We start from the raw sequence: 13550 nt of genomic DNA on the forward strand, positions 1-13550 counted from the left end.
TTCAATGATGGCCAAGACGCCTCCACCAGCGACCCGCGCCATGCATGCCAGTCTGGTCGCAGTCTGGCTGGGTACGGCCCTGGTCAGCGCACTGGACTATCTCGGTTTCTCCGGCCTGAACCACGAAGGCGCGCGCCTGCTGGCCGAGGGAGGCATTGCCAACCTGCAATGGCAGGCCTTGCTGATCTGGTCAGGCCTGCTGGCCGACCTGCTCATCGGCCTGGCTCTGCTGCTGCGCCCAGGCCGGGCCAGCTATCTGGCAGCGTTGCTGCTGATGACGGCCATGACCGTGGTGGGCACTGTGCTGCAACCCGCGCTGTGGCTGCACCCGCTGGGGCCGCTGCTCAAGAACCTGCCGATTGCCGCCATGTTGTGGTTTTTGCTGCAGGCAAGATCTTCTTCATCCGACGGACGCGAATCATGAATACCTATCTGCTGCTCAAGATGGTCCACATTCTCTCCAGCGTGCTGCTGGTGGGCACGGGGCTGGGCTCGGCCTTCTATATGTTTTTTGCCAACCGCAGCGGCTCGGTCGCTGCCCAGGCCGTGGTCAGCCGCCTTGTGGTACGCGCGGACTGGTGGTTCACCACTCCCTGCATCTTCATTCAACCCATCACCGGCATTGCCATGGCCTATATGGCGGGCTGGCCGTTGAGCACGCCCTGGCTGGCCATGTCACTGGGCCTGTATGTGCTGGCAGGCATCTGCTGGCTGCTCGTGGTGTGGTTGCAGATCCGCATGGCCGCCATTGCCGCCGAGGCCCAGGTCGGCAACCAGGCTCTGCCCCGCCTCTACCAGCAATACCAGCAGCGCTGGGAGGCCCTGGGCTACCCGGCCTTTATTGCCATGGCCGTGACCTATTTCCTGATGGTGAACAAGCCGGCGCTCTGGGGATAGCTTCAAAAATATCAGATTGATACTTTTTAAACATTTTGATAAAACTCACGCTGCACAGTCTCGATTCTTCTTTTCCAACACTGGGAGAAGCGCATGGATGCAGCGGTCAACACCAGCTACAACATGGAACTTGTTGTACTGTCTTATGTGATCTCGGCGGTCGGTGCCTTTATGGCGCTGGTCTCGGCCAAGCGGCTGCTTTCGGGCAAAAGCGCCAGCCAGTCCTACCGGCTGGGCCTGCTCAGCACCGGCATCGCCCTCGGAGGCATCGGTGTCTGGTCCATGCACTTCATTGCCATGCTGGCCCTGCGCATGGACCTGGGCGTGGGCTACTCCATCTGGGAAACCGGCATTTCCCTGATTGCAGCGGTGCTCATCTCTGCCCTGGCCTTCCATATCGTGGCACGCAATCCGCACAACATGGGCCGGCTGCTGACGGCGGGCTCCATGCTGGGCATGGGTGCCGTGGTCATGCACTATCTGGGCATGTACGGAATGCGCTTTGGCGGCCACTTCCAGTGGGACTACGGGCGCGTGGCCCTGTCCGTGCTGATTGCGCTGGTCGCCGCCACGGCGGCGCTGTGGCTGGCGTTCCATACCGTGCAGATCAGCGCCCGCCTGCTGGCGGCAGCCATCATGGCCATTGCGGTCTGCGCCATGCACTACACCGGCATGAGCGCTGCAGAATTCATCTGTACCACCAACACTCCACTGGCCATTCCCGGTGGCAGCTCCGTCGTCAGCGCCCTGGGCTTGCCCATGGTCGTGGTGGCGCTGGCCTTTGGCATGTCGCTGTTTCTGATACTGGATCTGCTGCGGGCTTCGTTTCAGAGGTATCAGCGCCCGGCCTGAGCCGGATGCACAAACCGTGCCCGGCCTCAATCTGCTACAGCGGCAGCCGGGCATCGTCCTTGACCTCCTCCATCACCGCATAGGTACGCGTTTCACGCACGCCGGGCAGTTGCCACAGCACACGCCCGGCAAATTCGCGGTAGGCCCCCATGTCGGCCATGCGGGTCTTGAGCAGATAGTCAAAGCCGCCTGCCACCATATGGCATTCCATGATGGCCGGATAGGCCAGCACGGCGGCCTTGAATTCGTCGAACACATGAGGCGTGGTGCGGTCCAGCAGCACCTCGACAAACACCGTCATGCCCACGCCCAGCTTGCGCGGATTCAGGCGCGCCTCATAGCCCAGGATATAGCCGTCGCGCGTAAGCCGCGTCACCCGCGCCTGCACAGCCGTGGGTGACAGCGCCACCTTCTCGGCCAGGCGCAGATTGGAAATGCGGCCATCGGCTTGCAAGATCGACAGGATTTTGCGATCAATCCTATCCAGATCTACTTCCAAAGCATCACTCATTGGTGAATTCCTCTTTTGAATTTCAAAAATATAGTGATTCATTCGTTGAAAGACCAGCAATGATTTGCCCCATGTAGACACCGCGTCGCAAGCGGCTTGCAATGCGGGTGTTCACAGGTGATGACAGCGCACCGACTCGCTGCCCGGCCCGCATTCTTCCGATCCGATATGCAGACCTCCAACTCCGTGTTCACCCCGCTTCCCGGTCCCCATCGCCCCGCCGACGCTTTGCGCCAGGCCATCACTGCTGCCACGCGCATGAGCGAAAGTGCCGCAGTCACCCGATTGCTGCCTGCCGCCACACTGCCTGCCTCTCAGGCCGCTCAAGTCGCCTCTCATGCACGCCTGCTGGTGGAGCAGTTGCGCGCCCAGCCCGCCAGCGTGGGCCGCCAGGGGCTGGTGCAAGGCCTGTTGCAGGAGTTTTCACTGTCCTCGCAGGAAGGCGTGGCACTGATGTGTCTGGCCGAGGCACTGTTGCGCATCCCCGATGACTGCACACGCGACGCGTTGATCCGCGACAAGCTGCGTGGCGGCGACTGGCAGGCTCATCTGGGCAAAAGCCCGTCGCTCTTCGTCAACGCTGCCGCATGGGGCCTCGTGATTACCGGCAAGCTGGTCGACACGCATAGCGAATCGGGCCTGCTCTCGGCGCTCAAGCGCCTGACGGCCCGCGGCGGCGAGCCACTGGTGCGCAAAGGCGTGGATATGGCCATGCGTCTCATGGGCGAGCAGTTCGTGATGGGCGAGACCATTGGCGAGGCTCTGCAGCGCGCGCGCGAGCTGCAGGCCAAGGGCTTTCGCTATTCCTACGACATGCTGGGCGAAGCCGCGCTGACCGCGCAGGATGCTCAGCGCTATCTGCAGTCCTATGTGGATGCGATTCACGCCATCGGCCAATCGGCTCCGGGCCTGGGCATCTACGAAAGGCCCGGCATTTCCATCAAGCTCAGCGCCCTGCACCCACGCTACAGCCGCGCGCAATGGCAGCGCGTGATGGATGAGTTGCTGCCACGCATGCTGCAACTGTGCGAGCTGGCACGCAGCTACGACATCGGACTCAATATCGACGCCGAAGAAGCCGAGCGGCTGGAGCTGTCGCTGGACCTGCTGGAGCAACTGGCCCACGCCCCCAGCCTCGCAGGCTGGAACGGTCTGGGCTTTGTGATTCAGGCCTATCAGAAGCGCTGCTCCTATGTGATCGACTATCTGGTCGATCTGGCCCGGCGCAGCGGCCGCCGCCTGATGGTGCGCCTGGTCAAGGGAGCCTACTGGGACAGCGAAATCAAGCGGGCGCAGATCGACGGCCTGGCCGACTACCCGGTCTACACGCGCAAACACCACACGGACCTGGCCTATATCGCCTGCGCCCGCAAGCTGCTGGCCGCGCCCGACGCCATCTACCCGCAATTCGCCACACATAACGCCCAGACCGTGGCCACCATCGAATCGCTGGCCAGCACCGAACCCTATAGCTCGGGCCGCTATGAATTTCAATGTCTGCACGGCATGGGCGAGCCGTTGTACCGCAACGTGGTCGAGGCTGGCGACCCAGCTGCGCGCCGCCCCTGCCGCATCTATGCACCCGTGGGCACGCATGAAACACTGCTGGCCTATCTGGTGCGTCGCCTGCTGGAAAACGGGGCCAATTCATCGTTTGTGCACCGCATTGCCGACCCCGACTGGCCCATATCGGATTTGATAGCTGCCCCCGCAGACCAGACCTTGGCTGAAAGCCAAAATGACTCCACGCCCATAGGACAGCCCCACCCGTGCATTGCCCTGCCCCGCGACCTGCTGGGCACGCAGCGCCAGAATTCCGACGGGCTGGATTTGAGCGACGACAAGGTGCTGGCTGCTCTGACCCAAAGCCTGAAAAGGTCCGAACCGGCCCCGTCAGCGGAGCAAGCCGACGCCATCACCAACCCCGCCAATCACCAACAAGTGCTGGGCCATGTGCCAGAAACCACGCCAGAGCTGCTTCGGCAGGCACTGACCGCTGCCGAACAGGCCCAGCCTGCGTGGAGCCAGACCGCTGCAGCACAGCGCGCCGCCTTGCTGGAAGCGGCTGCCGACAACTACCAGACCCATATCCAGCCGCTGATGGCGCTGCTGATGCGCGAGGCCGGCAAGACGGCTGCGAATGCCGTCTCGGAAGTGCGCGAAGCCATAGATTTTCTGCGCTACTACGCGGCGCAGATGCGCAGGCAGGATGAGGCCGGGCTGCTAGCAGCCGGCATAGGCCCCGTGGTCTGCATCAGCCCCTGGAATTTTCCGTTGGCCATCTTCACCGGCCAGATTGCTGCAGCGCTGGCCGCCGGCAATGTAGTGCTGGCCAAGCCTGCAGAGCAGACGCCGTTGATCGCCATGGAAGCCGTGCGCCTGCTGCATGAGGCAGGCATTCCTGCGCCCGTGCTGCAGTTGCTGCCAGGCCGCGGTGAAACCGTAGGGGCAGCTCTGGTCGCCGATGCGCGTGTGGCCGGCGTGCTGTTTACCGGTTCCACCGAAGTGGCGCGCCTGCTCAACCAGCAGACCGCGCAACGCCTGCGTGCCGATGGCGAGAGCGTGGTGCTGGTGGCCGAGACCGGCGGCCAGAACGCGATGATCGTGGACTCGTCGGCGCTGGTGGAACAAGCTGCGCTGGACATTGTGTCCTCGGCTTTTGACAGCGCAGGCCAGCGCTGCTCGGCGCTGCGCCTGCTGTGCGTGCAAAGCGATTGCGCCGACCGGCTCCTCGCCATGCTGCACGGCGCCATGCAGGAGTTGCGCTGCGGCGACCCGGCCCTGCTGGCCACCGACATAGGCCCGGTGATCGACGCCGAGGCCCAGGCCCATATCGAAAAACATATCGCCAGACTGCAGGCCCAGGGTCTGAACGTTCATCAATCGCCACTGGCTGCCGAAGTAGCCGCGCAAGGCCATTTTGTGCCACCCACACTGATCGAACTCAAGGACCTGCACAGCCTGCAACGCGAAGTCTTTGGTCCCGTGCTCCATGTGCTGCGCTACCAGCGCCGCGAGCTGCCGCAGCTGCTGGAACGCATCAACGCCCTGGGCTATGGCCTGACCATGGGCTTGCACACCCGCATTGACGAAACCATGGAGCAAGTCGTGCAAGCAGCCCATGTGGGCAATCTTTATGTCAACCGCAATATGGTGGGCGCCGTGGTCGGCGTGCAGCCTTTTGGGGGCGAAGGCCTGTCGGGCACCGGCCCCAAGGCAGGGGGACCGCTGTATTTGCCGCGCCTGCAGCAAACCGCCGCTGCGCCGCTGCAACTGCTGAGCCAGTTGCTACAGCAATCGGGCCCGGCGCTGCCCGCGCCGTCAGCCTCCTTTTCAGTGGCCAGCAAGAATCCACGCCAGCTGACAGATTGGGCACTTCGCCAATTGGCTGGCTGGGCCAATTGGCAGGGCGATAGCTTTTTGGCCGATCACTGCCAGACGCTGCTGGCCCAGTTTTCCGAGCTGCAAGCCGCACGCCTGCTGCCCGGCCCCACGGGCGAGCGCAATCTCTATACCCTGATCGGCAAGCCGCGCACGCTATGCCTGGCGCAAGGCAAGGCCATGTTGCAGCAGCAGCTGGCGGCAACCCTGGCCAGTGGCTCCAAAGCCGTCTGGGTCAATACCTCCGTCAGCGCCGATCTGTTTGCCAGACTGCCTGCTGCGCTCAGGGACCATGTCGAATTGCTGGCCGCAGACCTGCCACTGCCCGATATCGCCAAAAACACCGCCATGGACAACGCCTTGCTTGAATGCGATGACGCCCAGCTTCTGCAATGGTCGCAGGCTCTGGCGCAGCGCACCGGCCCGCTGGTACTGCCTGTGCGCTGCCATGCAGACCGGCCGATACAGCTGGAGCGGCTGTGGCATGAACGCACTCTCTCGCACAACACGGCTGCGGCCGGTGGCAATGCAGCATTGATGACACTCTCCCCCTGAGGCGCTTCGCCTGGGCAGCTCCGTACCTTCCCCCTCTCTGCTTCGCGGAGGGGGACGACAGCGGAGCGTGAGGGGCTGCCCTTGCTTGCTGTCTCTTGGCTGGAGCGCGCCAGTTTCAAGTGCCGCGCCCATCATTCATTCAAAAAAATAGCACCTAATGCAATACAGGCCTGCATTAAGTGCCGTTTTTGATGAATTTCTGAGATTTACAGCTTGGCGATGGACACCTCCGTGGACTTGACCAGGGCCACGACTTCCGAGCCCACCTGCAGGCCCAGATCCTTGACCGAGCGGGTGGTGATCACCGAAGTCACGATGCCCCAGGGCGTTTCCACATCCACCTCCGAAACCACATCGCCCAGGATGATCTCCTTGACCTTGCCCTTGAACTGATTACGCACATTGATGGCCTGGATCGACATAAATACCCTTCTGAAAAGTCTGTTCCTGAAAAGTGCGGCAACTGCTGCACCGGTGAAATCCATTCTGGATGCGGTTTCTAAAAACTCAAACAAATAAGAAATTGATTTTTTATTTCTCAAACATCTAATAAACCTCAGCGGCCATGCCAGGGCAAAAGCCAGTGCTCCAGCCTGCGCAGCAAGGCGTCGAGCAGCAGCGCGATCGCACCGATGACAAAAATGCCCATCACCACAATATCAGTGCGCAGAAAGTTCGATGCATTGAGCACCATCTGCCCCAGCCCCTGTGTCGCGGCCACCATTTCGGCAGCCACCAGCGTGGTCCAGGCAAATCCCATGGCGATGCGCAGACCCACCAGAACATCGGGTAGGGCTGCGGGCACCACGGCATGGCGCAGCAGTTGCCAGCGCGTGGCGCCCAGCGAGCGCAAGGCATTGATCTGCTCGGCACTGGCGTTGCGTGTGCCGGCCCGCGCGGCCAGGGCCATGGGCGCAAAGCAGGCCAGATAGATCAGCAGCCATTTGGAGGCCTCGTCAATGCCCAGCCAGATCACCACCAGCGGCAGATAGGCCAGCGGCGGCAGCGGGCGATAAAACTCCAGGATCGGGTCCAGCACGACCTGCGCCCAACGGTTCACGCCCATGGAAATGCCCACGGGCACTGCGGTCACGACCGCCAGTGTGAAAGCGCCCAGCACGCGAACACTGCTCCACTGCGCATGTACCCACAGCGCATCTCCCCCCTGGATATCGCCACGCCATGCCTGGCCGAAGGCCTTGATCACGGCCTCGGGCGGCGGCAGAAACAGGGGTGGCACCCAGCGCAGCTCGGTGGCCAGCCACCACAGCGCCAGCCAGGCTGCCACGCTGAGCAGTGCCCACCAGCGACGTGGGCTGGGCCGGTGATTGCGAAATGGGGCAACGGCGGGAATGTCCGTGGCAGGAATCTCTGCAGCAGGCTCCGCCCTCTCCAGGGCTTGCAGCGGCCGCTGGGCTGCCAAGGCCGGGCCTGTGGAAGAAAAAGTGCTTGTGCTCATATTCATAGCCCATGCATGGGCCAGTCAGTGGCAACAGATGCCGGATAGCGCTGCAGCGCTTATGGGACATACGCCTGCAGCTATTTTTTCGATATCAAACCGACAAAACTTCGGCTTGCGATGCCTGGGCGATGGCAGCCATCAGGTGCTCGCGCATGGCAATGAATTCGGGCAGGGATTTCACGGCCCGTGCGCTTTGGCCAGACAGATAGCGGCGGCCAAAATCCACATCGAGACTCTCGGTGATGCGGCCGGGCCTGGGAGCCATCACGATGATGCGCGAGGCCAGAAACAGCGCCTCCTCCACATCGTGGGTGATGAAGAACACGGTGCGGCGCGCCGCCGCCTGGGGCCGTTCGGCAGCCCATAGCCGCAAGATCAATTCCTGCAAGGCTTCGCGCGTGAAGACATCGAGTGCACCCAGGGGCTCGTCCATCAGCAGCAGGTCGGCGTCACCCACCAGTGCGCGCGCAATGCCCACGCGCTGTTGCATGCCGCCGGACAGCTGCCAGGGATAGGCTAGCGCCCGCTGCGCCAGCCCTACATGGGCCAGTTGCTCACGCGCAAGCCGCAGGCGTTCCTCGCGCCCCACACCGCGCAGGCGCAAACCCAGCGCCACGTTGTCTATCACATTGAGCCAGGGCAGCAGCGCATGCTTCTGAAACACCACGCCGCGATCCGCTCCGGCATCCACCACGGCCTGACCGCGCCATTCAAGGCTTCCGGCAGAAGGCGCGGTAAACCCAGCAATGCAATTGAGCAGCGTAGTCTTGCCGCAGCCCGATGCACCGACGGCAACCACAAACTCTCCGGGCTCGATCGTCAGATCCAGCTGGTGCAAAGCCAGGGCCTGCGCATCGCCCGCAGGTGCGCCCTCATAGCGCACCGACAGGCCTTGCACGGCCAGACCTGCATTACCGGTCGATGCAGCAGCATCACTGCGCGGCACGGCGCACCCAGCTATCGTTGACGCCCACGGCGTAGTCGGGCAGCAATTGCTGCACCGAGCCCTGGGTCTGCAGGAACTGCGCCGTGGCCGCCAGAGACTTGGCCACGACCGAGTTCTTGCCGCCACCCAGCCATTGGCTGCTGGCCTGCTCTGCAGGCGGGATGAAGGCATAAAGCTTGAGGCTGTCGGGCACGCTGGCAGCCTCGGCCCCCGACCACTTGGCAACGGCCTTGACCTCGGCCGAATCAGGCGTCCAGGCTGCGGGCTTGCTGGTGTAGCGCTGATCGGCCTCTGCCAGCACCTTGACGAATCGGGCCAGGAACTCGTCATGGCCCTTGGCAAAGTCCGTGCGCACGGCCAGCGCATCGAACGTGGCCTTGCCCGTCTTGGCCGCGATCTCACCCGATGTGGTCAGCACCTGCCCGGTTTGCTTGATCCTGGCCAGCACCGGGTCCCAGACAAAAGCCGCATCGATATCGCCGCGCTCCCAGGCAGCCAGGATTTCTGGCGGGCGCAGATTGAGAATCTTCACATCCTTGGCGTTGAGGCCTGCGGCCTGCAGTGCGACCAGTGCATGGAAATGGCTGGTGGAGACATAGGGAATGCCGATCTTCTTGCCCTTGAGATCAGCCAGCGTCCGGGCATTGCTGCCATTACGGGCCACCAGGGCCTCGGCGTTGTGGATGTTGTCTGCCACCCAGAAAATCTGAATCGGCACGCCCTGAGACAGCGCTGCCGCAAACGGCGAAGAGCCGGCCTCACCAATCTGGATGGCACCGCTGGCCAGGGCCCGCGTGACCTCGGCGCCGCTGGCCAGTTTGCGGTAGCTGATCTTGTAGCCCGTGGCTTTTTCCACGGCCTGGGTTTCCTGGGCATAGCGCCAGGGCAGGACCATGTCCTGGTAGCCGATCACCACCTCGCGGGTCTCGGACCACGCAGGCAAAGCCACCGCGCCTAGCGCAAAGGCGGTCAACAGCAAAGAGAAAAGGCGACGGTTTTTTTGTGACATGCAAATGACTCGGTGGCGCTTGATGGGAATGCGCCGAGTCTAGAAATTTCGCCTCTGCTTGCATGCTCGCAATTCGCATGTGCAAATGCAAAAAACGCGCAAGCCCCCAGGCTGCGGCCAGGCCACACTGAAAAGACCAACGGGGCACTCATCAGCGGAAGGCCCCGGTCTTTTTTCTATCGTCCTTGCGCCTTCTGTTCACCATGGATATCCAGCCTTTGGGCCCCGCCTTGGGAGCCACCGTCACCGGTGTTGACCTGACCCAGCCTTTGAGCGCCGACCGGCGCGACGCACTGCATGCCGCGCTGCTGGCGCATCAGGTGCTGTTCTTTGAAAACCAGCCCGTCACACCCGAGCAGCAGCGCGCCCTGGCCGCGCAGTTCGGCCCGCTGCACATCCATCCCGTCTACCGCAACATCCCCGAAGTGCCCGAAATCATCGTGCTCGACACCGATGACAACAACCCGCCCGACAACGACAACTGGCACACGGACATCACCTTTACCGCAGCTCCGGCGCAGGCCGCCCTGCTCTCGGCCAGACTGCTGCCGCCCAGCGGCGGCGACACGCTGTGGGCCAGCAATACCGCTGCGTTTGAAGCCCTGTCCGCCCCCTGGCGCCGCCTGCTCGAAGGCCTGCATGCCGAACATGACTTCATCAAATCCTTTCCCGCCTGGCGCTTTGCGCGCACGCCCGAGGAGCGCGTGCAATGGGAAGCCGCCAAGGCCAAGCACCCGCCGCTGCTGCACCCTGTGGTTCGTACCCATCCCGAAACCGGCAGGCAGGGGCTGTTTGTCAATGAAGGCTTCACCACACGTATCGTGGAACTCAGTGCCACTGAAAGCGACGCCGTGCTGCGCCAGCTGTTCGCCCATGTGAGCAAGCCCGAGTTCACCGTGCGCTGGCGCTGGAAGGTGGGCGACCTGGCCTTCTGGGACAACCGCTGCACCCAGCATTACGCCTGCGCCAACTACCTGCCCCATCGCCGTGTGATGCACCGCGCCACGGTGCTGGGCGAGCGCCCTTTCTACCGGGCATCTTGAGGTAGTGCGCCAGAGCAGGTGCAACTGGCGGCACAAAAATGCGACCGGGTGACCCAGTTGTTGAAACTGGCAGCCCGATAAAGCACATCAGGCGCCAGCAAAGCTCATCCGGCCGCTTGGTTTTCGTCACTGGGGAAATGGCTTTCTATCCGTGCGCAATCCAGCACCCGTCATTCAATGCGGTAAAGGCTGCCAATGCCGTCTCCCTCCACTGAAGTGATTTCAGCTCCACCAAGCATCGGTAGACCCTGCCCCCATCCGGCGGCCAAGACCTGCACATCACTCACAGGATCGGACGCCTTGGCCCGCTCGTTGCGGATGCGACAGATTTCGGGATCGGTGGCAAACAATCCGCGTGCGAAGACCCGGCCCTGTTCCGCCAGCCTTGCTGTCTTGGGGGCCCGAATTCTCGAAAACGCCTGGAAGACATCGTCCAAGCCACCACTTGCGCCATCCAGGCACCGGGCCAAATGCCACGCATCCTCCAGCGCCTGGCACGCACCTTGCCCCGAAGTCGGCAACGGCGCATGCGCGGCATCACCCACCAGCAGTACATTCGCCCGGCTCCATGTATGCAGCGGCTCCAGGTCATGCACCGCAATCAGCTGGATGGCATTGGCGGGCGTGGATCGGATGAGATGTGCGACCGGTTCAGGCCATTGCGCAAACAGGTCCTCGACCTCCTTACGCATATCTGCGGTGGGCGTGGCCTCATGCAGGGGTCGCACCTGCGCCGCGGCCCAATACACCAGGTCGGGTCGAATCGGCACGCAACCAAAGCGCTCGCCCGCCCCCCAGAAGTCCTGAATCGAAATATCGTCCACCAGCGGATGCTGCCCCTGCGCCACGCCGATCCAGTTCACAAAGCCTTGATAGATTGGTGTGTTGTCACCCGCGACAAACTTGCGCGCCACTGACCCCATGCGGCCGTCGGCACCAATGAGCAGATCCGGGCGGATGCTCGCGCCATTTTCGAAATGCGCCACAGCTCTGCCATGAGCATCCAGTTCGATGGCCACCGCCCGGCGCCCGAACTCCACCGGAATCTTCGCCCGTGCCGCATGGTCCAGCAACACCTGCTGCAAGTGCCTGCGCAGCACCGTATAGCTTGGGTATCCCATCGTACGGTCCAGCAAACCAATATCGAGGCCTCCCAATGCATTTCCCGCAGCATCCTGGCGGCGCATTGTCAGTGGTCGACCGCCAATGGCCGCTATGTCTTGCAGCAGTCCCAGTTCTTCCAGCACAAAGCTGGCATTGGGCCACAGCGTCACGCCGGCCCCCATGGTTGCAGGCACCGCACGGCGCTCATAGACCCGAGGGTTGTAACCCTGCTTGCGCAATGCCAGTGCCACGCTCAGGCCCGCGATGCCGCCACCAAGTATTCCAATTTCCACGCTGAAGCTCTCCTGTTCATACGGTGCCCAGTGCACGGTCCAGCGCGTCACATCGGGCAAAAGGGCATCTTAAATTTCGCCACTACAGAGAACTAGCATGCAAAATTGGGACGTTTTCATACCTCAAACGGGATAATCAATGCGCGATGCACTTGATCTGAATACTGTCCGTGTCTATGCGGCAGTTGTTGATGAGCAGAGCTTTGCTGGCGCATCGCGTCTATTGGCCATGCCTTCGTCCAATGTCAGCCGCCACGTTGCCGCACTGGAGAGCAAACTCGGCACACGCCTGCTGGAACGAAGCACCCGCCATCTGCGCATGACGGAAGCCGGTCGGCTGCTCTACGAACGCGCCAAGCCCTTGCTCGACACACTGCTCTCCACGCAGGAAGAGCTTGGTGCGGTACAGCGCGAACTGCGTGGTCCTCTGAAGATGTGCATGCCGGGCGAGGCACCAAGGCTGCTCGCCCCCATCCTCGCCGAATTCTGTAGTCTCCATCCAGGCATCGAGCTCGAATGCGATACCCGGATGACCGGACTGGAAGTGCTTCGAGAGGACGTTGACCTTTCCATCGTCTTCCATCGGGGCCATCAGGAGGACAGCGCTTTCATCACCCGCGAACTCGCCACTCTGCCCAGCATCGTGGTTGCCGCCCCCTCCTTGCTGGCCAGGACAGGCATGCCACGCCATGTGCGCGAGCTGAAGTCTCTGCCCTGCATCACCACCCTCAGTGCGCTGAAGGGCCAACCCTGGCAGTTTCAGGACGCCGCGGGCGAAATCGTCAAGGTGCCGGTCCGCAGCCGCTACCGCGTCAACAGCGGAGAGCTGGCCGTGGCTGGCGCACGGCAAGGCATCGGCTTCACGATTGTGGCTGCCTACCCCTGCCAGGAAGACCTTGCTACGGGCCGATTGCAGGAAGTACCACTGGACCTTCGTCCTGCCCCTCTGCAATTGCTGGGGGCGTACAGCCATCGCCATTCCGTGACTGCGCGCGTCCGGGCGCTGCTGGAGTTGATACAGGTACGGTTGGCTGGATCGGTTAACCCTCCCATGGACCCCAGTCCTTTTAGGACGATCTAGGATCGCGGACTCAAGGTGGAGTCCTTTGGAATGCAAGCAATCGCTTGGCATGACTTTCTCAAGCTCAGGTTTTGGCTGAGCGATGACGCCCTGCCCCAGTTGACTGCCTGTCCTGAACCGGACTCTCAAGGCGCAGCCCCGAGAGTCAGCTTTGCGGTGCTGTGCCCGCAAGTAGCTAAACCCGGCTGCGGCCAATAGCAGTCCTTGGAGCTGTTTCTGCAAGGGACGGCTTCTGGCTGTGTGAGCGGTCTGTCGCTGGATGGCCGACTTGATGGGGCAGCGCGATAAACAGAAGCTCCTCATCAGAGATCCTTCATGTCGACCAGCAATCGCCCCTAAAGAGACATTCTCTTAACAACCGCAAAGCGGTCTGCCACGCACCAAAATCCAAGGTGTCAAGCAGGAGGCCATCCCGT

The 13550-nt window shown here is 62.4% G+C and carries 12 protein-coding genes; 6 read left to right on the top strand and 6 right to left on the bottom strand.

The features are described from left to right. Window positions 1-4: 4 nt before the first annotated feature. The 3 genes from QMY55_RS15095 to QMY55_RS15105 all read left to right on the top strand — a co-directional run bounded on the left by QMY55_RS15095 (window position 5) and on the right by QMY55_RS15105 (window position 1749). Window positions 5-424 carry a DoxX-like family protein gene (locus QMY55_RS15095; protein WP_407650700.1) on the top strand — a complete coding sequence of 140 codons (420 nt, stop codon included), beginning with the start codon at window positions 5-7 and terminating at the stop codon, window positions 422-424. Beyond that, window positions 421-897 carry a DUF2269 family protein gene (locus QMY55_RS15100; RefSeq protein WP_283485002.1) on the top strand — a complete coding sequence of 159 codons (477 nt, stop codon included), beginning with the start codon at window positions 421-423 and terminating at the stop codon, window positions 895-897. Before QMY55_RS15095 ends, QMY55_RS15100 begins: the two co-directional genes overlap by 4 nt. Window positions 898-990: 93 nt before the next feature. Then, window positions 991-1749, top strand: coding sequence for an MHYT domain-containing protein (locus QMY55_RS15105; RefSeq protein WP_283485003.1), 759 nt, complete (start codon window positions 991-993; stop codon window positions 1747-1749). Window positions 1750-1783: 34 nt separating this feature from the next. Here QMY55_RS15105 and QMY55_RS15110 read toward each other — a convergent pair whose 3' ends face one another. Further along, complete coding sequence (locus QMY55_RS15110) at window positions 1784-2260, bottom strand: Lrp/AsnC ligand binding domain-containing protein (RefSeq protein WP_283485004.1); 477 nt, start codon at window positions 2258-2260, stop codon at window positions 1784-1786. A 168-nt stretch (window positions 2261-2428) separates the two neighbouring features. On the opposite strand from QMY55_RS15110, the gene putA reads away from it, so the two are divergent. After that, window positions 2429-6196 carry a trifunctional transcriptional regulator/proline dehydrogenase/L-glutamate gamma-semialdehyde dehydrogenase gene (putA, locus tag QMY55_RS15115; RefSeq protein WP_283485005.1) on the top strand — a complete coding sequence of 1256 codons (3768 nt, stop codon included), beginning with the start codon at window positions 2429-2431 and terminating at the stop codon, window positions 6194-6196. A 206-nt stretch (window positions 6197-6402) separates the two neighbouring features. Here the strand turns inward: putA and QMY55_RS15120 are convergent, their stop codons facing one another. From QMY55_RS15120 to tauA, 4 genes are all read right to left on the bottom strand, one after another. After that, window positions 6403-6618 (bottom strand): TOBE domain-containing protein, encoded by a 216-nt coding sequence (locus tag QMY55_RS15120; RefSeq protein WP_283485006.1) that lies wholly within the window; start codon window positions 6616-6618, stop codon window positions 6403-6405. Window positions 6619-6752: 134 nt separating this feature from the next. After that, window positions 6753-7655 (bottom strand): ABC transporter permease subunit, encoded by a 903-nt coding sequence (locus QMY55_RS15125; RefSeq protein WP_283485007.1) that lies wholly within the window; start codon window positions 7653-7655, stop codon window positions 6753-6755. Window positions 7656-7749: 94 nt separating this feature from the next. Beyond that, a complete protein-coding gene (locus QMY55_RS15130) occupies window positions 7750-8604 on the bottom strand; it encodes a taurine ABC transporter ATP-binding protein (RefSeq protein WP_283485008.1) in 855 nt (284 codons plus the stop codon). Further along, on the bottom strand, window positions 8591-9613 hold the full coding sequence (gene tauA, locus QMY55_RS15135) for a taurine ABC transporter substrate-binding protein (protein WP_283485009.1): 1023 nt from the start codon (window positions 9611-9613) through the stop codon (window positions 8591-8593). Before tauA ends, QMY55_RS15130 begins: the two co-directional genes overlap by 14 nt. 203 nt (window positions 9614-9816) lie before the next feature. Between tauA and tauD the strand changes: the two genes are divergently transcribed. Then, the gene (gene tauD / locus QMY55_RS15140) at window positions 9817-10656 is read left to right on the top strand and encodes a taurine dioxygenase (RefSeq protein ID WP_283485011.1); all 840 of its coding nucleotides are present in this window, start codon (window positions 9817-9819) and stop codon (window positions 10654-10656) included. Between the two features lie 170 nt (window positions 10657-10826). Here tauD and QMY55_RS15145 read toward each other — a convergent pair whose 3' ends face one another. Then, window positions 10827-12053, bottom strand: coding sequence for an FAD-dependent monooxygenase (locus QMY55_RS15145; protein WP_283488976.1), 1227 nt, complete (start codon window positions 12051-12053; stop codon window positions 10827-10829). Window positions 12054-12192: 139 nt separating this feature from the next. On the opposite strand from QMY55_RS15145, the gene QMY55_RS15150 reads away from it, so the two are divergent. Further along, entirely contained in the window at window positions 12193-13134 is a 942-nt protein-coding gene (locus QMY55_RS15150; protein WP_283485012.1) for a LysR family transcriptional regulator, read from the top strand. Window positions 13135-13550: the final 416 nt, after the last annotated feature.

It is taken from the genome of Comamonas resistens, assembly GCF_030064165.1.
GTDB lineage: Bacteria > Pseudomonadota > Gammaproteobacteria > Burkholderiales > Burkholderiaceae_C > Comamonas > Comamonas resistens.

Bases quoted from the DNA above. Each gene is read 5' to 3' on its own strand.
- tauA (WP_283485009.1), bottom strand. From the start codon at position 9,613: ATGTCACAAAAAAACCGTCGCCTTTTCTCTTTGCTGTTGACCGCCTTT.
- tauD (WP_283485011.1), top strand. From the start codon at position 9,817: ATGGATATCCAGCCTTTGGGCCCCGCCTTGGGAGCCACCGTCACCGGT.
- QMY55_RS15120 (WP_283485006.1), bottom strand. From the start codon at position 6,618: ATGTCGATCCAGGCCATCAATGTGCGTAATCAGTTCAAGGGCAAGGTC.
- putA (WP_283485005.1), top strand. From the start codon at position 2,429: ATGCAGACCTCCAACTCCGTGTTCACCCCGCTTCCCGGTCCCCATCGC.
- QMY55_RS15095 (WP_407650700.1), top strand. From the start codon at position 5: ATGATGGCCAAGACGCCTCCACCAGCGACCCGCGCCATGCATGCCAGT.
- QMY55_RS15105 (WP_283485003.1), top strand. From the start codon at position 991: ATGGATGCAGCGGTCAACACCAGCTACAACATGGAACTTGTTGTACTG.
- QMY55_RS15125 (WP_283485007.1), bottom strand. From the start codon at position 7,655: ATGAGCACAAGCACTTTTTCTTCCACAGGCCCGGCCTTGGCAGCCCAG.
- QMY55_RS15110 (WP_283485004.1), bottom strand. From the start codon at position 2,260: ATGAGTGATGCTTTGGAAGTAGATCTGGATAGGATTGATCGCAAAATC.
- QMY55_RS15150 (WP_283485012.1), top strand. From the start codon at position 12,193: ATGCGCGATGCACTTGATCTGAATACTGTCCGTGTCTATGCGGCAGTT.
- QMY55_RS15100 (WP_283485002.1), top strand. From the start codon at position 421: ATGAATACCTATCTGCTGCTCAAGATGGTCCACATTCTCTCCAGCGTG.